At 70.5% G+C, this 20,220-nt stretch carries 15 protein-coding genes; all 15 read left to right on the forward strand.

The window, feature by feature from the left end:
• On the forward strand, nucleotides 1–3,430 hold a 3,430-nt coding region (locus tag I8N67_RS37800; RefSeq protein ID WP_200308819.1), incomplete at its 5' end, for a type I restriction endonuclease subunit R.
• Nucleotides 3,431–3,472: 42 nt separating this feature from the next.
• The gene (locus tag I8N67_RS37805; RefSeq protein ID WP_200308820.1) at nucleotides 3,473–4,207 is read left to right on the forward strand and encodes a M48 family metallopeptidase; all 735 of its coding nucleotides are present in this window, start codon (nucleotides 3,473–3,475) and stop codon (nucleotides 4,205–4,207) included.
• Between the two features lie 189 nt (nucleotides 4,208–4,396).
• A complete protein-coding gene (locus I8N67_RS37810; RefSeq protein WP_234046927.1) occupies nucleotides 4,397–5,218 on the forward strand; it encodes a class I SAM-dependent methyltransferase in 822 nt (273 codons plus the stop codon).
• A gap of 28 nt (nucleotides 5,219–5,246) precedes the next feature.
• The gene (locus tag I8N67_RS37815) at nucleotides 5,247–5,786 is read left to right on the forward strand and encodes an LOG family protein (RefSeq protein WP_200308822.1); all 540 of its coding nucleotides are present in this window, start codon (nucleotides 5,247–5,249) and stop codon (nucleotides 5,784–5,786) included.
• A gap of 28 nt (nucleotides 5,787–5,814) precedes the next feature.
• Nucleotides 5,815–6,504 (forward strand): SDR family oxidoreductase, encoded by a 690-nt coding sequence (locus I8N67_RS37820; protein WP_200308823.1) that lies wholly within the window; start codon nucleotides 5,815–5,817, stop codon nucleotides 6,502–6,504.
• 189 nt (nucleotides 6,505–6,693) lie between these two features.
• The gene (locus I8N67_RS37825; protein ID WP_200308824.1) at nucleotides 6,694–7,713 is read left to right on the forward strand and encodes a methionine synthase; all 1,020 of its coding nucleotides are present in this window, start codon (nucleotides 6,694–6,696) and stop codon (nucleotides 7,711–7,713) included.
• Nucleotides 7,714–7,728: 15 nt separating this feature from the next.
• Nucleotides 7,729–9,954: an NAD-dependent DNA ligase LigA gene (ligA, locus tag I8N67_RS37830; RefSeq protein WP_372443894.1), complete on the forward strand. Its 2,226-nt coding sequence runs from the start codon at nucleotides 7,729–7,731 to the stop codon at nucleotides 9,952–9,954.
• A 227-nt stretch (nucleotides 9,955–10,181) separates the two neighbouring features.
• Complete coding sequence (locus I8N67_RS37835; protein ID WP_200308825.1) at nucleotides 10,182–12,551, forward strand: putative bifunctional diguanylate cyclase/phosphodiesterase; 2,370 nt, start codon at nucleotides 10,182–10,184, stop codon at nucleotides 12,549–12,551.
• 221 nt (nucleotides 12,552–12,772) lie between these two features.
• Entirely contained in the window at nucleotides 12,773–13,069 is a 297-nt protein-coding gene (gene gatC / locus I8N67_RS37840; protein ID WP_005480000.1) for an Asp-tRNA(Asn)/Glu-tRNA(Gln) amidotransferase subunit GatC, read from the forward strand.
• A gap of 7 nt (nucleotides 13,070–13,076) precedes the next feature.
• A complete protein-coding gene (gene gatA, locus I8N67_RS37845; protein WP_200308826.1) occupies nucleotides 13,077–14,576 on the forward strand; it encodes an Asp-tRNA(Asn)/Glu-tRNA(Gln) amidotransferase subunit GatA in 1,500 nt (499 codons plus the stop codon).
• Nucleotides 14,573–14,815 carry a hypothetical protein gene (locus I8N67_RS37850; protein ID WP_200308827.1) on the forward strand — a complete coding sequence of 81 codons (243 nt, stop codon included), beginning with the start codon at nucleotides 14,573–14,575 and terminating at the stop codon, nucleotides 14,813–14,815. Before gatA ends, I8N67_RS37850 begins: the two co-directional genes overlap by 4 nt.
• Nucleotides 14,816–14,830: 15 nt before the next feature.
• A complete protein-coding gene (gatB, locus tag I8N67_RS37855; protein WP_200308828.1) occupies nucleotides 14,831–16,345 on the forward strand; it encodes an Asp-tRNA(Asn)/Glu-tRNA(Gln) amidotransferase subunit GatB in 1,515 nt (504 codons plus the stop codon).
• Between the two features lie 289 nt (nucleotides 16,346–16,634).
• On the forward strand, nucleotides 16,635–18,932 hold the full coding sequence (locus I8N67_RS37860) for an MMPL family transporter (RefSeq protein ID WP_200308829.1): 2,298 nt from the start codon (nucleotides 16,635–16,637) through the stop codon (nucleotides 18,930–18,932).
• Nucleotides 18,910–19,485, forward strand: a complete 576-nt coding sequence (locus I8N67_RS37865) for a GNAT family N-acetyltransferase (RefSeq protein ID WP_200308830.1) — start codon at nucleotides 18,910–18,912, stop codon at nucleotides 19,483–19,485. The genes I8N67_RS37860 and I8N67_RS37865 overlap by 23 nt, the downstream gene beginning before the upstream one ends.
• Before the next feature lie 35 nt (nucleotides 19,486–19,520).
• On the forward strand, nucleotides 19,521–20,126 hold the full coding sequence (locus I8N67_RS37870) for a hypothetical protein (protein WP_200308831.1): 606 nt from the start codon (nucleotides 19,521–19,523) through the stop codon (nucleotides 20,124–20,126).
• Nucleotides 20,127–20,220 lie beyond the last annotated feature (94 nt).

Genomic DNA, 20,220 nt, shown 5'->3' on the forward strand with positions numbered 1-20,220 from the left:
CGAAGTCCTCCACGAAAAACGGTTCTTCGACGCCGTGGCCCGCCTCAATCCCGGTGCCGATGGTCACCCCTGGCTCGGCGAAGCCCAGTTGGGACACATCCTCGACCGGCTCACCGGACACGGTCAGGGCCAGCAGACGGCCCGAGGCGTGTCCGGGAACCTCGAAGTCACCCGGATGCTCAGGGAAGGGCTCAACGCCCGTACGCTGCCCGGCTGGACGAAAGGCATGCCGGAGCACGTACGGCTCGTCGACTGGGAGCAGGCCGCCCGGAAGAACGGTGACGACCCGCGCGGAAACGATCTGCTGGTCGTCTCCCAGTTCCGTGTGGAGCGCAAGGGCTGGACCCCCGCGACCCCCGACATCGTCCTCTTCGTCAACGGATTGCCCTGGGGCGTCGTCGAGTGCAAGGCCCCCGCCACCTCGCACCGCGACACCCGGATCCACGTCGACCTGGCGGTCGAGCAGGTCATCGGCTATGCGGGCGTGGAAGAGGAGGGTGCCGTACCCGAACTCGCGCGGTTCGCCCAGGTCCTCGTGGCCACCGACGGAGACCACGCCGAGCTGGGCACCGTCACGTCCGAGCCGAGGCACTTCGCGCCGTGGCGTACGCACGTCCCGGCGAGCGAGGAGGACGTACGGGCGGAGCTGGACGCGTCCGGGGGACGGCCGCTCACCGCGCAGGAGGTCCTTGTCGCGGGTGTGCTGCGGCCCTCCCATCTCCTCACCCTCGTACGGGACTTCACCACCCAGGCGGGGCGTGGGCCGCGTACCGTCAAGGTCGTCGGGCGCTATCAGCAGTTCCGCGCCGTGCACCGGATCGCGGCCTCGCTGCGTGCCCGGCAGGCGGCGCGGGCGGCCGGGAGGGACACCGACCAGCGTGGTGGTGTCACCTGGCAAACACAGGGTTCCGGCAAGAGCCTCACCATGGCTTTCCTTGTACGGCACCTGCGCAGCACCCGTGACCTGGCCGGCCACAAGGTCGTCGTCGTCACCGACCGGCGCGACCTGGAGAAGCAGATCCGCCGTAGTCTGGCCGCCGCCGACGAGCGGATCTACCGGTCGCGCAATGTCCGCCAGGCCCGCCGTTTCCTCGCCGTCGACGTGCCCGACGTCGTCCTGGTAATGCTCCAGAAGGCCCGCCGCGACGACACCGCGTACACAGGGCGCGAGGAAGAACTCGCCCAGGGTCCGGACGAGCAGGACCACGTCCACAACCGCGTCGCGAACGACGGCCACGACATCGTCGTACTGATCGACGAGGCACACCGCGGCCAGACCGCGTGGCAGCACGCACGACTGCGCGCCATGCTGCCGAACGCCGCCATGCTCGGCTTTACCGGCACCCCGATCATCTACCGGGCCGCCAAGACCACCGAGGACATCTTCGGCGGCTTCACCGACACCTACACGCTGCGCGACGCCGAGCGGGACCGCGCCGTCGTCCCCGTGCGCTACGCCGCCGAGAGCGTGTCCCTGGAGGTGCTGGACAAGGCCCGCCTCGACGCCGGGTTCGACGAGCGCGTCGCGGCCGACCCGGAGAAGCGGCGTCGGGCGCTGCGGAGGTTCGGCCGCCGCATGGAGGTGCTGGAGTCCCCCGCGGTCATCGCGGCCAAGGCCGAGCACATGATGTGGCACTGGGCCGTCACCGCGCTGCGCGACGGCTTCGGCGCACAGGTCGTGGCGGTCTCCCGGCGGGCCGCCGTCCGATACCAGCGCGAGTTGACCGACGCCCGCAAGCGGCTCGTGGCGCGGATCGATGGCCTCGGCCCCCTGCTGCACGATCCGGAGGCCGAGGAGACGGCGACAGGCGAGCAGCGCGAACTGCTCCGGCTCGTCCGCTACCGGGACCTGCTCGCGCGCGTCGAGATCGCTGCGGTGATCTCGGCGAGCAAAGGGCGGGGCGAGGACGGCTGGGAGCTCTGGACGGACAAGCGGCGCCAGGACGGGTACATCGAGCGCTTCAAGAAGGGCGTACCTGCACTCGACCCGTTCGTGCCCCCCGCCGACCGTTCCTGGGAAGGCAGGTCGGGCGGCCGTACGCGTACGCGGCGCCCGGGCGTGCCGGGCAGCGGCCCGTGGGACGAGGGTCCGTCGAGGACGATCCCGTCGCGGGAGCGGCGCGCGGACGACACCGCCCGGCCGCTCGGCATCCTCGTCGTCAACTCCATGCTCCTCACGGGCTTCGACGCACCCCCCGAGCAGGTTCTCTACCTGGACCGGGTGCTCGCCGGAGCGGGACTCCTCCAGGGCATCGCCCGCACCAACCGCCCCTACCCGGCGAAGGAGTTCGGCCTGGTGGTGGACTACGTCGGTGTGGGCCCCGAGCTGGCCCGCTCGCTGGCCGCTTACGAAGACGCCCATCTGCGGGCCGTGTTCGGCTACGAGGACGTCTCCTTCGACCACCTGGACCCGGAGCACGCCGGACCCCAACCCACCCGCGACCGCCTCTGGCTCCAGGCGGACGCCGCGGCCGAGGCACTCCTGGCCGACCGGTACCGGACCCTCACCGGCCTGCTCACGGAACTCGGAGCCGCCTCGCTCGACGACGAGACGAACCGCGAGGACCTGCTGGCCAGCCTCGCCGACCCGCTGCTGCGGGGCGAGTTCGACGAACTGGTACGGGACTTCCTGGCCGCACTCGGCGCCGTACTGCCCAGACCGTACGCGCTGCGGTACGAGGACTTCGCCAAGCGCATCGGCGAAGTGCAGTACCTGGTCCGGGCCCGCTACCTCGACGGCCGGGACCAGTTCAGCCCGCGGCGCTACGGTGCAAAGGTGCGCGATCTCATCGCCCGGCACCTCAAGGTCTCGGGTATCGAGGAGCGCGTGCCGTCCGCGGAACTCACCGCTCCCGACTTCCTGGAACGCGTTCTGGCCAACCCGGACGCGCGGGCCAGGGTGTCGTACCTGACCAGTCGGCTGACGACCCACCTCACCGCGCGGCTGGACGCCGACCGCACGCTGTACGAACGGTTCAGCGAACGGCTTGAAGAGGTCATCCGGCGCATGGCGGAGGACTTCGAGCAGGCCGCCGTGTCGCTGTTGACCCTGGCCGTCGACGTCAGGGACGCGGAGGAGAACGGCGGTGGCACGGGGCCGGCCCATCTCGATCCGTGGACCGAGCAGCCGGTGTACGGGCTGCTGTGCCGTGACTACGAAGAGGCAGACGGGCCTGTCGTGCCGGAGACCGTCGACCGCGTCAAGGCGGCACGTGACGTCGCCGCCTGCATCGCCGTCCTCGTCCGGTCGCCGAACTTCCAGGCGCTGCCGGAGGCACGGGACCGGGTGCGCCGTGAGCTGCGCAACTACCTGGAGAACGAGCTGCACGTGGACTGGGCGGTGACCGGTCCCCTGGCGAACCTGCTAGTGGAACTGGCGGCCGAGCGGCACGGCGACTTCCTGCGCTATGAACCGGGTGGCGCAGCCTGAGACGGACAGGGCGCTGTCGGTACCGGGTGGTAGGAATGGCCGGTGAGCACAACCGTCCACCAGGTCATCGCCGAGCTACCGCTGCCCCAGGGGTGGCGGTGGCGCGTCGATGTGCGCCCACGACGCCGCTCGCTCGGCATCGAGATCACCCATGACGGTGAGGTGCGTTTCGCGGTTCCTGCGGACGCCGACCCCCTGGCGGTCGCTGCCGCCGTACGGAAACGGTTGCCACGTCTCGCGGAGGAGATCCGACGGCGTGCGGACCGTCCGGCGGAGCCGGTCAAGGAACTCGTGGGTGGCACCAGCTTCGCGTATCTGGGACGTCGGTACCGACTTAGACCGGTACCGGCGGACCCCGAACGGCGAGTGCGGCTGCACCGGGGCTGGCTGGAGCTTCCCGAGCCTTGCGATTCCGGCGAAGGCGCCCGGCGCATTGCCGCCTGGTACACAGAATGCGGCCGTGACTGGGCACGTGCTCGTATGCCCTCCCTGGAACTCCGCGTGGGCGTGGCGTCGAATGACGTCGAGATCGCCGACCTCGCCGACCGCTGGGGCGCGTGTGGACCGAACGGCACGATCGCCGTGCACTGGGCCGTCATGCAGCTTCCACCACCGCTTGTGGACCTGGTGCTGGTACACGAACTGTGTCACCTCAGACAGCCGGGCCACGGGCCTGCCTTCCGTCGGGAGATGCGGCTCGTACTGTCAGATGTCGACCAGCGAGAGAAGCGGTTCGCCGAGGAAGAACCGCGGCTTTGGCGGGGGAGGGTCAAGTAGGACGAACCACTCGCTGGTCAAGTTTGGTGCCATGACCGATGGTGAAGCGGTGCCACACGGCCACGGTCGTCCTTCCCTGGGTAGCGATCTCTTCGAATACGGCGCAGGCTGCTGGTGGGTCCTTCAAGGAGGACGCAGGAGGCCGCCATGACAGCCGCAGATCCGGCCGGAAGGGACGGGAACCCGTCCATGAGCGCGTCCACGGGCGCGCCCGGTGGCCCGTCCAGGAACCGTCGCAGTCTCACTCACCGGGTCCGCCACGCGCTCCGCCACCCGAAACACGTGCCCGCGCACGCCCGGCGGGTGGCGCGGGACACCTGGCTGCAGCTCAGGCACCGTGATCACATCGAGTACTACCGGGCCGTGATGGCCGCCGACACGGCACGCAGTCCGGAGGCCGCCGTCGGGCACAACCCGTCCGTCGAGAAGTGGGAACGCCTCGGCCGGATGCAGTTCGACTACCTCGTAGGGCACGGTCTCCAGCCGCACCACCGGATACTGGAGATCGGCTGCGGGAACCTGCGGGCCGGGCGCCTGTTCATCGACCACCTGGACACCGGGCACTACTACGGGATCGACATCTCACCGGCCATCCTCATGGAGGCCCAGCGCACCCTCGTACGAGAGGGTTTGCAATCCAAACTCCCCTATCTGACGCTCGTCGCCGACCTGTCCTTCTCCTTCCTCCCCGACGGCCACTTCGACGTCGTCCACGCGCACAGCGTGTTCTCCCACTCCCCGACGTACGTCGTGGAGCAGTGCCTCGAACACGTCGGCCGCGTCCTCGCCCCCGGCGGCTTCTTCGACTTCACCTTCGGCCGCACCGAGGGCACGGAACACCAGGTGCTCCACGAGGACTTCTACTACCGGACCGAGACCCTGATCGGACTGGCCCGGAAACACGGCCTGTCCGCCCGCTTCATGGACGACTGGGAGGAACTCCCGCACGCCCAGTCGAAGATCCGGGTGAGTGTTCGGGGTGAGCGCGGAGAAGGGACACGAGGGTCGTGATGTCGGTGCCGCCCCCTAACGTGGACCCATGAACATCTGCGTCTTCCTCTCCGCCGCCGACCTCGCCGACCGCTACACGCGCCCCGCGCGGGACTTCGCCAAGCTGATCGGCAAGGGCGGGCACACGCTGGTGTGGGGTGGCTCCGACGTCGGGCTGATGAAGGTGGTCGCGGACGGCGTGCAGGCGGCGGGCGGCAGACTGCTGGGCGTCTCGGTCGAGTTCCTGGCGGCCAGGACGCGGCCCGGCGCCGACGAGATGGTGATCGCGCGTGACCTCGCCGAGCGCAAGCGGCTGCTCCTGGAGAAGGCCGACGCCGTCGTCATCATGGTCGGCGGGACCGGCACGCTCGACGAGGCGACCGAGATCCTGGAGCTGAAGAAGCACGGCCACACCGACAAGCCGGTCGTCCTCCTCAACACCGAGGGCTTCTACGACGGCCTGAAAGAGCAGTTCCGGCGCATGGAGGACGAGGGCTTCCTGCCCCGGCCCCTCACCGACCTGGTCTTCTTCGCGGAGGAGCCGGTGGGGGCGATGGCGTACCTGGAGGAGAGCCGGGGCGTCGCCTGAGCCCGGCGGGTGATGCGAGCATGACGGCATGGCTACTCATGTGATCACCGGGGCGGGTTCCGGTATCGGCGCGGCCGTCGCCCGCCGCCTTCACGAACGCGGGGACGACCTCGTGCTGCACGCGCGCGACGCGGGGCGGGCGAAGGAGCTGGCGGCGGCGTTCCCGGGGGCGAGGACGCTGGTCGGCGACCTGGCCGACCCGGACAAGCTGTCCTGGGCCTTCTCCCACCAGAGCCTGCCCGACCGGGTGGACTCCTTGCTGCACATCGCCGGCGTGGTCGACCTCGGCCCGGTCGGCGAGCTGACGCCCAAGGCCTGGCGCCACCAGCTCAACGTCAATCTCGTCGCCCCCGCCGAGCTGACCCGCCACTTCCTGCCCCAACTCCGCGCCGCCCGCGGCCACGTGGTCTTCGTCAACTCCGGCGCCGGCCTCAACGCCCACGCCGACTGGTCCGCCTACGCCGCCTCCAAACACGGCCTGAAGGCCCTGGCGGACTCGCTCCGCTGGGAGGAACACGGCCACGGCGTCCGCGTCACGTCCGTCTACCCCGGCCGCACCGCCAGCCCCATGCAGGCCAAGGTCCACCAGCAGGAGGGCAAAGAGTACGACCCGTCGAAGTGGATCGCCCCGGAGTCCGTGGCGACCACGATCCTCATGGCGGTCGATCTGCCCCGGGACGCGGAGGTCAACGACCTGACGGTCCGCCCGGGCCACTGACCCGGCCGATGTCGGCTGCGGGTCCGGTGGAGGCTTGTCGCGCATTTCCCCGCGCCCCTGAAAAGCAGGGGCCGCACCCCGTGCTTTTCGCTTTCGGGGGCGCGGGGAACTGCGCGAGCAACCACGACGCACCCGCACCGGCCAACGCACCCGGCACGCACCCCTCAAACGCATACGTACGCTTCACCCGTGGAAGAAAACTTCAGCTTCGGCGCAGCCACCGGCATCGGCTCGATGCCCGGCGGCGACGCCCGCGAGACCGCCAAGACGGTCACCGGCACATTCGAATGGCCGGAGGCAGGCATGGCACACCTCCCCGAACTACCCGCCAGAGGCCCAGGCGCGGACATGATCGGCAGAACCGCCGGAATCCTGGTCGAGCTGTACGCCCGCGTGGAGCCCAGCGGCTGGCGCATCGGCGACCGCCCCGGCCGCGACACCAAGCGGGCGAGGTCATGGCTGGGCGAGGACCTGGACGCGCTGGAGGAGTTCACCCAGGGCTACGAAGGCCCGCTGAAGGTACAGGCCGTCGGCCCGTGGACCCTCGCCGCGGCCCTGGAGCTGAGGAACGGAGAGGTCGCGCTCTCCGACCCGGGCGCCTGCCGCGACCTCGCCGGCTCGCTGGCGGAGGGACTGCGCCAGCACCTCGCCGAGGTACGGCGCCGCATCCCCGGAGCCCAACTCGTGCTCCAACTCGACGAGCCGTCCCTCATCGCCGTCCTGCGCGGCCAGGTGAAGACAGCGAGCGGCTACCGCACCCACCGCGCCGTGGACCGCCAGCTCATCGAGGCCACCCTGCGGGACATCATCGGAGTGCACAGCCCGGAGAACGGCCCCGTCGTCGTGCACTCCTGCGCCCCCGACGTACCCTTCGCGCTCCTGCGCCGAACCGGCGCCACCGCCATCTCCTTCGACTTCTCGCTGCTCACCGAGCGTGACGACGACGCGATCGGGGAAGCGGTGGAAGGAGGCACGAAGCTGCTGGCCGGTGTCGTGCCGACCACGGAGAGCCCATTGTCAGACCCTGCCGGTAGCGTCATGGGTGTCAGGACGCTGTGGCGCAGGCTGGGGCTGCATCCGGGGCTTCTCGCGGAGGCGGTCACGGTCACTCCGACGTGCGGGCTCGCGGGGGTCTCCCCGGCGTACGCGCGCCGGGCGCTCGCCCACTGCGTCAAGGCGGCGAGATCGCTCGCGGACAACCCAGAGTAACGGGAGGACAACACGGTGGCCGGCGACAAGGACGCACAGACTGCCTCGATCGCAACATCCGTACCCGCCGAGGCATCGGTACCCGCCGAGGCACGCGAGAAGCACGCGCGGCTCGCCGAACAGATCGAGGAGCACCGCTTCCGGTACTACGTGAAGGACGCTCCCGTCGTCAGCGACGCGGAGTTCGACCGCCTCCTGCGCACCCTCGAAGGCATGGAGGAGGAGTACCCCGAGCTGCGCACGCCCGACTCGCCGACCCAGAAGGTCGCGGGCGCGTACGAGACGGAGTTCACGGCCGTCCAGCACAGCGAGCGCATGCTCTCGCTCGACAACGCCTTCACCGACGAGGAGTTGGCGGCCTGGGCCGAGCGCGTCGCCAAGGACGTCGGCACCACCGACTACCACCTGCTGTGCGAGCTGAAGGTCGACGGCCTCGCCGTCAACCTCACGTACGAGCACGGCCGGCTCACGCGCGCGGCGACCCGCGGTGACGGCCGCACCGGCGAGGACATCACGCCGAACGTCCGGACGATCGCCGAGATCCCGGACCGGTTGACGGGCGACAAGGTCCCGGACCTAGTGGAGATCCGCGGCGAGGTCTACTTCCCGATGGCCAAGTTCGCGGAGCTCAATGCCCGCCTGCTGGACGCCGGCGACAAGCCCTTCGCCAACCCGCGCAACGCGGCGGCCGGTTCACTGCGCCAGAAGGACCCGCGCGTCACCGCCACCCGCCCCCTCCACATGGTCGTGCACGGCATCGGCGCCCTCGCGGGCTTCGACGGCCTCACCCGCCTCTCCCAGGCCTACGACCTGCTCAAGTCCTGGGGCCTGCCCACCGCCCGGCACAACAGGGTGGTCGACGACCTCGACGGCGTACGGGAGTTCATCGCGTACTACGGCGAGAACCGCCACTCCGTGGAGCACGAGATCGACGGCGCGGTCGTCAAGCTCGACGAGATCCCCCTGCAGGGCCGCCTCGGCTCCACCTCCCGCGCCCCGCGCTGGGCCATCGCGTACAAGTACGCCCCGGAGGAGGTCAACACCAAGCTCGTCAACATCCGTGTGGGGGTGGGCCGTACGGGCCGGGTGACGCCGTACGCCCAGGTCGAGCCGGTCACGGTCGCCGGCTCGGAGGTCGAGTTCGCCACCCTGCACAACCAGGACGTGGTCAAGGCCAAGGGCGTCCTCATCGGCGACACCGTGGTGCTGCGCAAGGCCGGAGACGTCATCCCGGAGATCCTCGGACCCGTCGTCGACCTGCGGGACGGCAGCGAGCGCGAGTTCGTGATGCCCGCCGAGTGCCCGGAGTGCGGTACGCCGCTCGCGCCGGCCAAGGAGGGCGACGTCGACCTGCGCTGCCCCAACTCCCGTACCTGCCCCGCCCAGTTGCGCGAGCGGCTGTTCTATCTCGCCGGCCGTAAGTGCCTCGACATCGAGAACTTCGGATACGTCGCGGCCGCCGCGCTCACCAAGCCGCTGGAGCCGTCCGAGCCGCCGCTCCTCGACGAGGGCGACCTCTTCGACCTCACCATCGAACAGCTGCTGCCCATCAAGGCGTACGTCCTCGACCAGGACAGCGGACTGCCCAAGCGCGACCCGAAGACCGGCGAGGAGAAGATCGCCACGGTCTTCGCCAACCAGGAGGGCGCGCCGAAGAAGAACGCGGTCGCGATGCTGGAGCACATCCAGGCGGCCAAGGAGCGGCCGCTCGCCCGCATCCTCACCGGACTGTCGATCCGCCATGTCGGGCCGGTGGCCGCCGAGGCGCTCGCGCGCGAGTTCCGCTCCATCGACCGCATCGTGCAGGCCACGCAGGAGCAGCTCGCCGCCACCGACGGCGTCGGTCCGATCATCGCCGCCTCCCTCAAAGAGTGGTTCGCGGTGGACTGGCACCAGGAGATTCTTCGCAAGTGGAAGGCCGCCGGCGTCCGCCTCGAGGAAGAACGCTCGGGCGAGGACGAAGGCCCCCGCCCCCTCGAAGGGCTGACCGTCGTCGTGACCGGCACGCTCGAACACCACACACGGGACGGGGCCAAGGAGGCGCTGCAGAGCCGGGGCGCGAAGGTGACCGGGTCGGTTTCGAAGAAGACCTCATTCGTCGTGGTCGGTGAGAATCCGGGCTCGAAGCTCGACAAGGCGATGCAGCTCAAGGTGCCCGTGCTGAACGAGGACGGATTCGCCGTCCTGCTCGAACAAGGACCGGACGCGGCGGCGGAAGTCGCGCTTCCGATCGAGGAGTAGGGGTTGAAGGCCACCCGTTCGGCGCATACCAGATGCATACGGGTGGCCGGTCGCATTCGGGCAACCGCCGTCGACTGCTGCCCGTAGAAGCCTTGTGCGGCCTACTGTTGAGGTGTACGCCTGCCGTGCCCGGACGCGTGGTGGGTTTTCGGACGCGGTGCCGTTGAGGGTTGTCGGGAGCAACGGGCCGCGTGGCGCGGGCACCGCCGGCTGTGAGAGGGACGGGAATGGAACCGACCGAGAGCGTCGCCCCGGACTCACGGCTGCGTCTGCGCCGGGTGTCCGGGGCCTGGCGATGGGGACGGTCCCTGCTCTTGGGGGGACACCCGTTCGAGGGAAGCCGAGAGCGGGGCCCCGGTCAGGAGACGGGCGCGAAGCCTCGCAACGGAGCGGGACGACCGCCGGGCCGTGCCGGTGCGAACGCACACACCTCCCTCGCGCCGGGCCCGGCACAGCTCACCGCCGCCTCGCTCGGCACGGGCGCGGGCGCCGTCCCGGCCATCACCAGCGCACTCGGTGAGGGCCGAGGCCACGGACTGCCCGGCCACGACACCGAACGGCACATGTCCTGGCCCGCGCTGCCCGCCGTGATCGTGGGCCTCGCCGGCGCCATCCTGGGCGCCGGCTTCTACCGGGCGTTCACCGGACACCACGCGCTCTTCCCGTCCGGAGCGGCCGGCTGGTCCCTCGCCCTGCTCACCGGCATCATCGTCGGCCATCTCGTCGCCATGGGCCGCGCCCGCTGGTGGGGCGGCACCGGCTCCGGCGCCGCCCTCACCCTCGCCGTCCTGCTGCTGTACGGCTGGGTGCCCGCCGGGATGGTCAGCCTCACCGTCGTCGTCCTCGTCGGCATCGCCCGCCGGGGCCGCTGGCGGCAGGGCGTGCTGCACGGCGCGGTCGACATCCTCGGCATCGGTGTCGGCGCGCTCGTCCTGAGGGTCTTCGGCCGCGTCCCCTCGGTGGAGCGGCCCTGGGACCCGGAGCACTGGACCGTCTACTCGGCCCCCCAGGTGGCGCTCGTCGCCATCGCCTATCTCGTGGTCACCCGCGTCCTGCTCTGGTATCTGACCGCGCCGCGCGGCAACGGTGTCCCCACCGTCGCGCGCACGGCCCTGGTCAGACAGGGGCTCGTCGCCGTCGCGCTGCTCGGCATCGCCCCGCTCGTCTGCGTCGTCGCCATCGCCCAGCCGCTGCTGCTGCCCCTCTTCGCCATTCCCCTCGTCGCGCTCGACTCCACCCTATGGATAGCCCGGGCCCGGGCCGAGGAGCAGCTGCGCGACCCACTCACCGGGCTGCCGAACCGTCAGTGGCTCCTCGAACGTACCTGGACCGCCCTGGACGACGCCGAACGCATCGGCGCGCGGTCGGCACTGATGCTGATCGACCTCGACCGCTTCAGGTCCGTCAATGACACGCTCGGGCATCTCGCGGGCGACCGGCTGCTGTTGCAGATAGCGGACCGGCTGCGCGTCGCACTGCCGCGCGGAGCGGAGGTCGCGCGGCTCGGCGGCGACGAGTTCGCCGTCCTGCTGCCCATCGCCGACTCCACGACATCCGCGTCGCGCGTCGCCCGCAACCTGGTCGCCGCGCTCGGCTCACCGCTCGACCTCGACGGGCTCACCCTCGTCCTGGAGGCCAGCGCCGGGCTCGCCGTCTTCCCCGACCACGCGCTCGACGCGGAGGGGCTGCTGCGGCGGGCGGACGTGGCGATGTACCAGGCCAAGCGGGACCGTACGGGGGTCGAGGTCTACGAGTCCAAGCGGGACTCGAACACCCCGGACCGGCTCGGACTCCTCGGCGACCTGCGGCGCGCGCTCGACGCGAAAGAGGTCGAGCTGCACTACCAGCCGAAGGTCCGCTTCGACGGGCAGGTCGCCGGCCTTGAGGCGCTGGTGCGGTGGGTGCATCCTGAGCGGGGGAAGGTGCCGCCGGACGAGTTCATAGCGATCGCCGAGTCCTCCGGACTGATGCCGCATCTCACCGAGTACGTCCTGGACACCGCGCTCGGGCAGGTGGCGCGGTGGCGGGCCCAGGGGCTGCATGTGCCGGTCGCCGTGAACGTGTCGCCCCGCGACGTCCACACCCCCGGCTTCGCGGGAGCGGTGGCCGCACGGCTCGCCCGCCACGGGGTCCCCGCGGGGTCGTTGCAGCTGGAGATAACGGAGCACGTGCTGCTGGAGGACCCGCAGCGGGCCGCGGACACTCTCGCCGGGCTGACCGGGCACGGCGTGAAAATGTCCCTCGACGACTTCGGGACGGGGTATTCGTCGCTCGTCCATCTGCGGCGGCTGCCGGTGAGTGAGCTGAAGATCGACCGGTCGTTCGTGGCGCGGCTGGCCATCGACAACGAGGACGCGGAGATCGTGCGCTGCACCGTCGACCTCGCCCATTCCCTGGGCCTCCTCGTCGTCGCGGAGGGCGTCGAGGACGACGAGACGTGGGAGCGGTTGCGGGACCTCGGCTGTGACGCCGTACAGGGCTGGCTCGTCGCCGCCGCGATGCCGCCGGACGAGACCACGGCGTGGTTGCGGGCGCGCGGGTCCCGAGGCTGGCAGCGGCCGACCGCGGCGTTGCCTGCGGCGACGGCGGATGAGTAGTGGCACTCGTCCCCGGTTTTCGGGTGCGGGTCCGGTGGGAACTGCGCGAGCAACCACACACAACCCGCAGACGACTGACAACCCCACGGGGTCGAAGGGGCGCAGCCCCTGGGGACGGGACGGGTAGGGGCGGCTGGGGCGAAGAACCCGTGCACGGCCACCCGCACGCGCCCCATAGGATTGGCCCCAGCCCACTCACACTCACCCCAGAGGATCGACGCATGCCTGGCATCACGCGCGAGGAGGTCGCCCACCTCGCCCGGCTGGCGCGTCTGGAGCTGAAGCCCGAAGAACTCGAACACTTCGCGGGCCAGCTGGACGACATCATCGGCGCGGTCGCCCGCGTCAGCGAGGTCGCCGACCAAGACGTACCGCCGACCTCGCACCCGCTGCCGCTGACGAACGTCATGCGCGCGGACGAGGTCCGTCCGTCGCTCACCCCCGAGCAGGCGCTTTCCGCCGCCCCGGCCCAGGAGCAGCAGCGTTTCAAGGTGCCGCAGATCCTGGGGGAGGACTGATCACGTCATGACCGACAGCATCATCATCAAGCTCACCGCGGCGGAGATCGCCGCGAAGATCGCTTCCGGTGAACTCACCGCCGTACAGGTCACCGAGGCCCACCTGGCCCGGATCGAGGCCGTCGACGAGAAGGTGCACGCCTTCCTGCACGTCGACCGCGAGGGCGCCCTCGCCCAGGCCCGCGCCGTCGACGAGAAGCGGGAGCGGGGCGAGAAGCTCGGCCCGCTCGCCGGTGTTCCGCTCGCGCTCAAGGACATCTTCACCACGGTCGGGATTCCCACCACCGTCGGATCGAAGATCCTCGAAGGCTGGATCCCGCCCTACGACGCCACCCTCACCAAGCGGCTCAAGGACGCGGACGTCGTCATCCTCGGCAAGACCAACATGGACGAGTTCGCCATGGGGTCCTCCACCGAGAACAGCGCGTACGGCCCGACCGGCAACCCGTGGGACCTGACCCGTATCCCGGGCGGCTCCGGCGGCGGTTCCTCCGCCTCCCTCGCCTCCTACCAGGCGCCCCTCGCCATCGGCACCGACACCGGCGGTTCCATCCGCCAGCCGGCCGCCGTCACCGGCACGGTCGGTGTGAAGCCGACGTACGGGGCGGTCTCCCGGTACGGCATGGTCGCCTTCTCGTCCTCCCTCGACCAGGGCGGGCCCTGCGCCCGTACGGTCCTGGACGCGGCGCTGCTGCACGAGGTCATCGCCGGGCACGACCCGCTCGACTCCACCTCCATCGACGCCCCGGTCCCCCCGGTCGTCGAGGCCGCCCGCAACGGCAGCGTCGAGGGCATGCGCGTCGGTGTCGTCAAGCAGTTCCGCGGCGAGGGCTACCAGGCCGGTGTGCTCCAGCGCTTCGACGAGTCGGTCGCGCTGCTGAAGGAGCTGGGCGCCGAGATCGTCGAGCTGGACTGCCCGTCGTTCGACCTGGCGCTGGCCGCGTACTACCTGATCGCGCCGAGCGAGTGTTCGAGCAACCTGGCCCGCTTCGACGGGCTGCGCTACGGCCTGCGTACCGGCGACGACGGCACCCGCTCCGCCGAGGACGTCACCTCCCTCACCCGTGAGGCGGGCTTCGGCCCCGAGGTCAAGCGCCGCATCATGCTCGGCACGTACGCGCTCAGCTCCGGCTACTACGACGCGTACTACGGCAGCGCCCAGAAGGTCCGTACGCTCATCACCCGCGACTTCGAGAAGTCGTTCGAGAAGGTCGACGTCATCGTCTCCCCGACGACGCCGACCACCGCCTTCCCGATCGGCGAGCGCGCCGACGACCCGATGGCGATGTACCTCGCGGACCTGTGCACCATCCCGACCAACCTCGCGGGCAACTCCGCGATGTCCCTGCCCTGCGGCCTCGCGCCGGAGGACGGGCTGCCCGTCGGACTGCAGATCATCGCCCCGGCCCTGAAGGACGACCGCCTGTACAAGGTCGGCGCCGCCGTCGAGGCCGCCTTCGTGGAAAAGTGGGGGCACCCGCTCCTGGAGGAGGCTCCGTCGTTGTGAGCAACGCACTGTCCAAGGCCAAGGACTTCCACAAGTCCAAGTCCGGTACGTACGTGTCCATCGCCACCACCGCCTTCGGCGCGTGGGGCGTCGCGAAGCGGATCAAGAAGGCCCGTGCCGACGAGGACACGCTGCGGCTGCTCGACGCCACCGTGGCCGCCGTCGGCATCGTCACCGGCCTCGCCATCCTGTACCGCGAACTGAAGCGGCTGGGCGACGACGACGTCCTGCTGGGCTGAGAGGGAAGTTTCACCGTGACCACCACGACCGACCTGGTGTCGTACGAGGACGCGCTGGCGACCTACGACCCCGTCATGGGCCTTGAGGTCCATGTCGAACTCGGCACCAGGACCAAGATGTTCTGCGGCTGCTCGACCGAACTCGGTAGGGACGCCAACACGCAGACCTGCCCCACCTGCCTCGGCCTGCCCGGCGCGCTCCCGGTCGTCAACTCGATCGGCGTCGAGTCCGCGATCAAGATCGGTCTCGCGCTGAACTGCGAGATCGCCGAGTGGTGCCGCTTCGCCCGGAAGAACTACTTCTATCCGGACATGCCGAAGAACTTCCAGACCTCCCAGTACGACGAGCCGATCGCCTTCAACGGCTACCTCGACGTACAGCTGGAGGACGGCGAGATCTTCCGCGTGGATATCGAGCGTGCCCACATGGAGGAGGACACCGGCAAGTCGACGCACGTCGGCGGTGCCACCGGCCGCATCCACGGCGCCTCGCACTCGCTGCTCGACTACAACCGCGCCGGCATCCCGCTCATCGAGATCGTCACCAAGCCGATCGAGGGGGCGGGGGAGCGCGCGCCGGAGGTCGCCAAGGCGTACGTCCGTGAGCTGCGCGAGGTCATCAAGGCGCTCGGCGTCTCCGAGGCCCGTATGGAGATGGGCCAGATGCGCTGCGACGTGAACCTGTCGCTGCGCCCGCACGGCCGTGAGAAGTTCGGCACAAGGAGCGAGACGAAGAACGTCAACTCGCTGCGGTCCGTGGAGCGCGCGGCCCGCTTCGAGATCCAGCGGCACGCGGCCGTGCTCAACGACGGCGGCACGATCATCCAGGAGACCCGGCACTTCCACGAGGACACGGGGTCCACGACCTCGGGCCGTGTGAAGGAGGAGGCCGAGGACTACCGGTACTTCCCCGAGCCGGACCTGGTGCCGGTGGCCCCCTCGCGCGAGTGGGTCGAGGAACTGCGGGGCGGGCTTCCGGAGCTGCCGCGGGTGCGCCGCAACCGGCTGCTCGAGGAGTGGGGCATCGGCGCCACCGACATGCAGTCGATCACCAACGCCGGTGCGCTGGACCTCATCGTCGCCACCATCGAGGCCGGGGCCGACGCCGCCTCCGCCCGCAAGTGGTGGATGGGCGAGCTGGCCCGCAGCGCCAACGAGTCGGGCACCTCGCTCGACGGGCTGGCGATCACGCCGGAGCAGGTGGCCCGGGTCACCGCGCTGGTCACCTCCGGCGATCTGAACGACAAGCTGGCCCGTCAGGTCATCGAGGGTGTCCTCGCGGGTGAAGGCACCCCGGACGAGGTCGTCGACAAGCGCGGTCTGAAGGTCGTCTCCGACGAGGGCGCCCTGACCACCGCCGTCGAGGAGGCCATCGCCGGCAACCCGGGCATCGCGGACAAGATCCGCGGTGGCAAGGTCGCCGCGGCCGGCGCCCTGGTCGGCGCGGTCATGAAGGCCACCCGCGGCCAGGCCGACGCGGCCCGCGTCAAGGAACTGATCCTGGAGAAGCTGGGCGTCAGCGAGGGCTGAACGACCAGCGGCCCCACCGCGTATCCCTGAGGGCGGCACATCATCGCGATGTGCCGCCCTCGGGCGTGTGCACGGCAGCGCACGGCAGGGGCGCGCAGGGCGACAGAGGGGCGCCGACTGTCCTGTGAGTTGGCTCCCATCCCATGTGAGGAGACCCTCAAAGGGGCCAAAGGATCACTTCAGGGTGCAACAGTGATCAGGTATTGCTCATGCGTTCTTTACGTGCTGTTCAGTTCCGTACGCGGCTGAACACGGCCAAAGATCCCAAAATCCCCCAGGAGCACGATCTGTGGCAGCCCTAGCGCGCTGGTGTGTCCGGCACCGTCTCGTCGCCGTACTTCTGTGGCTTCTCGCCTTCGGCGGCACGGCCGCCGGCGCCGCCGTCGCGGGAGCCGCCTACTCGAACGACTACGGGACGCCCGGAACCGAGTCCAGCCGCGCCACCGAACTCCTGAGCGAGGGCTTCCCGGGCGTCAGCGGTGACAGCGCCACCGTCGTCTGGCACACCGGCGACGGCTCCGTGCGGGCCGCCGCCGTCGAGCAGACGATGACCCGGACCCTCGACGAGATCGCCGAGCTGCCGGGCGTCGCCGCCGTGACCGACCCGTACGACGGCGCCGACGGCGGCCGGGTCAGTGAGGACGGCCGTACGGCGTACGCCACCGTCACCTTCGAGAAGCCGGCCGAGGACGTGGAGCAGGCGCAGGCCGAGGCGGTCGTCGACACCGCGAAGGCCGCCGAGAGCGGCGGGCTCCAGGTGGAGCTGGGCGGCACCGCGATCGGGCTCACCGAGACCTCCGGCGGGCATCTCGCCGAGATCGTCGGCGTGCTCGTGGCCGCCGTCGTCCTCTTCCTGGCGTTCGGCTCGCTCGCCGCCAGTCTGCTGCCGATCGCCACCGCCCTGGTCAGTGTGGGCACCGCCTACGCGGGGATCACCCTGCTCGGGCACGCCATGACGGTGGCCGACTTCGCGCCCATGCTGGGCACCCTGATCGGACTCGGCGTCGGCATCGACTACGCGCTGTTCATCGTGACCCGGCACCGGCGCGGGCTGAAGCGGGGGCTCTGTGTCGAGGAGGCCGCGCGGAACGCGGTCGCGACCACCGGACGGGCCGTCGTGTTCGCGGGCGCCACGGTCTGCATAGCCCTGCTCGGCATGCTGATCCTGCGGCTCGGCTTCCTCAACGGCGTCGCGATCGCCGCCTCCCTCACCGTGGTCCTCACCGTCGCCGCCTCCGTGACGCTGCTGCCGGCCCTGCTGTCGTTCATCGGCATGCGGGCGCTGAGCCGCCGTGAGCGCCGCCGGCTCGCCGAGCACGGCCCCGAGCCCGAGCTGCCCACCGGCTTCGCTGCCCGCTGGTCCGCCTTCGTCCAGAAGCACCCCAAGAAGCTCGGCGCGATCGCCCTCGTCGTGATGGCCCTGCTCGCGCTGCCCACGCTCGGGCTGCGCCTGGGCACCTCCGACCAGGGCAACGACCCGAAGGCGACCACCACGCGCCAGGCGTACGACCTCCTCGCCGACGGCTTCGGACCCGGCGTCAACGGCCCGCTGACCCTCGTCACCGAGGTGCACGGCGCCGCCGACAAGCTCGCGCTCGACAACCTCGACACCACGCTCAGGGCCACCGAGGGCGTCTCGACGGTCACTCCGGTGACGTACGACAGCGGCGGTGGCACCGCGTACCTCACCGTGGTACCGGAGTCCTCCCCGCAGTCCGCGAGGACCAGCGAGCTGGTCGAACGACTGCGCGGCAAGGTGCTGCCGCGCGCCGAGACCGGCACCACGCTCGACCTGCACGTCGGCGGGGTGACCGCCGGATACGACGACTTCGCGGACGTCATCGTCGGCAAGCTGCCCCTCTTCGTGGGCGTCGTCATCGGCCTCGGCTGTCTGCTGCTCCTGCTCGCCTTCCGGTCCATCGGGATACCGCTCAAGGCCGCCGCGATGAACGTGGCCGCCGTCGCCGCCGCCTTCGGCGTGGTCGTGGCGATCTTCCAGTGGGGCTGGGGGAGTGAGTTGCTGGGCCTCGGCCGGGCCGGGCCGATCGAGCCCTTCCTCCCCGTGATCATGGTGTCGGTCCTCTTCGGGCTCTCCATGGACTACCAGGTCTTCCTGGTCAGCAGGATGTACGAGGAGTGGCTGGAGACCGGCGACAACCGCCGCGCGGTCCGCGTCGGCCTCGCCGAGACCAGCCGGGTGATCAACTCGGCGGCGGTCATCATGATCTCCGTCTTCCTCGCCTTCGTGCTCAGCGGCGACCGCGTGATCGCCATGTTCGGCATCGCGCTGGCCGCCGCCGTCGCCCTTGACGCCTTCGTCCTGCGCACCCTCCTCGTCCCCGCGCTGATGCATCTGCTCGGCGGCGCCAACTGGTGGCTGCCTCGCCGCCTCGACCGCCTGCTGCCCCGCATCAGCATCGAACCGCCCGAGTCCCGCGCCGCCCATGAGAGGCTGGCCGCCGCGACGGACGCCGAGGCGGCGGACGTGCTGGCGGGGGACGCTGGGGAGATACCGGTGCGGGACGCCGACGCGACGGATGTACGGGCGAAGGAGCGACAGCCGGATGTACGCGATATCCCTGGGTGACGACGGAGCCGAACTGCGGCCCCTGGAGCCCTGGCACGCCGAGGAGTTCCTCGCGCATCTGGAAGGGGGGCGCGACTTCATCAACCAGTACGTGCCCTTCGGTTCGACCGCCACGGATGTCCCGGGCGCCCGCGCGGTCCTCCAGCGGTACGCCGACATGCGCGCCGCCGACACCGGCTTTCTGCACGGCATCTGGCTCGACGGCAGGCTTGTCGGCGGGGTCCTCTTCCTCAACTTCGACGCGGAGAACGCCAACTGCGAGGTCGGCTGCTGGCTGGAACCCGCCGGCACCGGGCGGGGCCTGGTCACCCGTGCGATGCGGATCCTCCTCGACTGGGCCGTCGACGTCCGCGGCATCCACCGCGTCGAGTGGATGGCGGCCTCGGGGAACGAGCCGAGCCTCAACGTGGCCCGGCGGCTGGGCATGTCCCGCGACGGCGTGCAACGCGAGAGATATCCCCACCGGGGTGTCAGGCACGACCTGGAGATATGGTCCGTCCTGGCGCCCGAATGGCGTGCGGCACGCGCCGACGGCGCTCACAACGATCATTAAGCAACCTCTCAGACAACATTCGTACGGTGCGAGGTATGGGAACCAAGACAGCTGACGAGACCGGGGCCGAGACGGGCGCCGAGGCCAGGAAGAACGAGGACAAGGTGGATGTGACCAAGTCCGAAACGGAGCCGGCCGAGGTGGAGTCGGCCGACGTCGAGGCAGCGGCCGAGGACGCCGAGCCGACCGACGGCGAACTGCTGGAGGACGGCTACGACCTGCCCGAACTCCAGGTGAAGGAGTCGTCCGGAGTGGGCCAGGGCGCCGGCGCCATCGTGTCCGCCGCGCTCGCCACCATCGCGCTGTCCGGCAGCTGGGTCGGCACGGTGGCCGCCGAGCGCGAACAGATCACCGGCAACCTGGAGATGCAGGCCGCGACGAACGCGACCGTCGCCACCCAGCTGGAAGCGGTCTACGGCAACGCCTGGCAGGCCACCGCCCTGTGGAGCGGCGTCTTCGCGCTGCTGGCGCTGCTCGTCGGCGTCGTGGTCCTCGTCCGGCCGGCGTTCGGCGTCCCGGGCAAGCCGCAGCCGGTCTGGATCAAGTCGGTCGCCTGGGCGGGTGTCTCGCTCGGCGTCTTCGGCCTGATCCTCGCCGCCCTCAAGTACAGCGACGTCTGGCTCGGACTGCCGTCCGTCTGACCTTCTGACCGTCGGACCTTCCGACCGTCCCGGTCACCCCGAACAACCGCGGGTCCTGAGGGGCCTTAGGCCGACCGCAAGCATTCTGCGGTCG

The organism is Streptomyces adelaidensis (assembly GCF_016598475.1).
In the GTDB taxonomy this organism is placed as follows: Bacteria; Actinomycetota; Actinomycetes; order Streptomycetales; family Streptomycetaceae; genus Streptomyces; species Streptomyces adelaidensis.

What these genes read in the sequence shown, in the direction of transcription:
- gatC (WP_005480000.1), top strand. Translation starts at nt 12,773, where the DNA reads ATGCCTGGCATCACGCGCGAGGAGGTCGCCCACCTCGCCCGGCTGGCG.
- I8N67_RS37870 (WP_200308831.1), top strand. Translation starts at nt 19,521, where the DNA reads ATGGGAACCAAGACAGCTGACGAGACCGGGGCCGAGACGGGCGCCGAG.
- I8N67_RS37820 (WP_200308823.1), top strand. Translation starts at nt 5,815, where the DNA reads ATGGCTACTCATGTGATCACCGGGGCGGGTTCCGGTATCGGCGCGGCC.
- I8N67_RS37815 (WP_200308822.1), top strand. Translation starts at nt 5,247, where the DNA reads ATGAACATCTGCGTCTTCCTCTCCGCCGCCGACCTCGCCGACCGCTAC.
- I8N67_RS37835 (WP_200308825.1), top strand. Translation starts at nt 10,182, where the DNA reads ATGGAACCGACCGAGAGCGTCGCCCCGGACTCACGGCTGCGTCTGCGC.
- gatA (WP_200308826.1), top strand. Translation starts at nt 13,077, where the DNA reads ATGACCGACAGCATCATCATCAAGCTCACCGCGGCGGAGATCGCCGCG.
- I8N67_RS37810 (WP_234046927.1), top strand. Translation starts at nt 4,397, where the DNA reads ATGAGCGCGTCCACGGGCGCGCCCGGTGGCCCGTCCAGGAACCGTCGC.
- I8N67_RS37865 (WP_200308830.1), top strand. Translation starts at nt 18,910, where the DNA reads ATGTACGCGATATCCCTGGGTGACGACGGAGCCGAACTGCGGCCCCTG.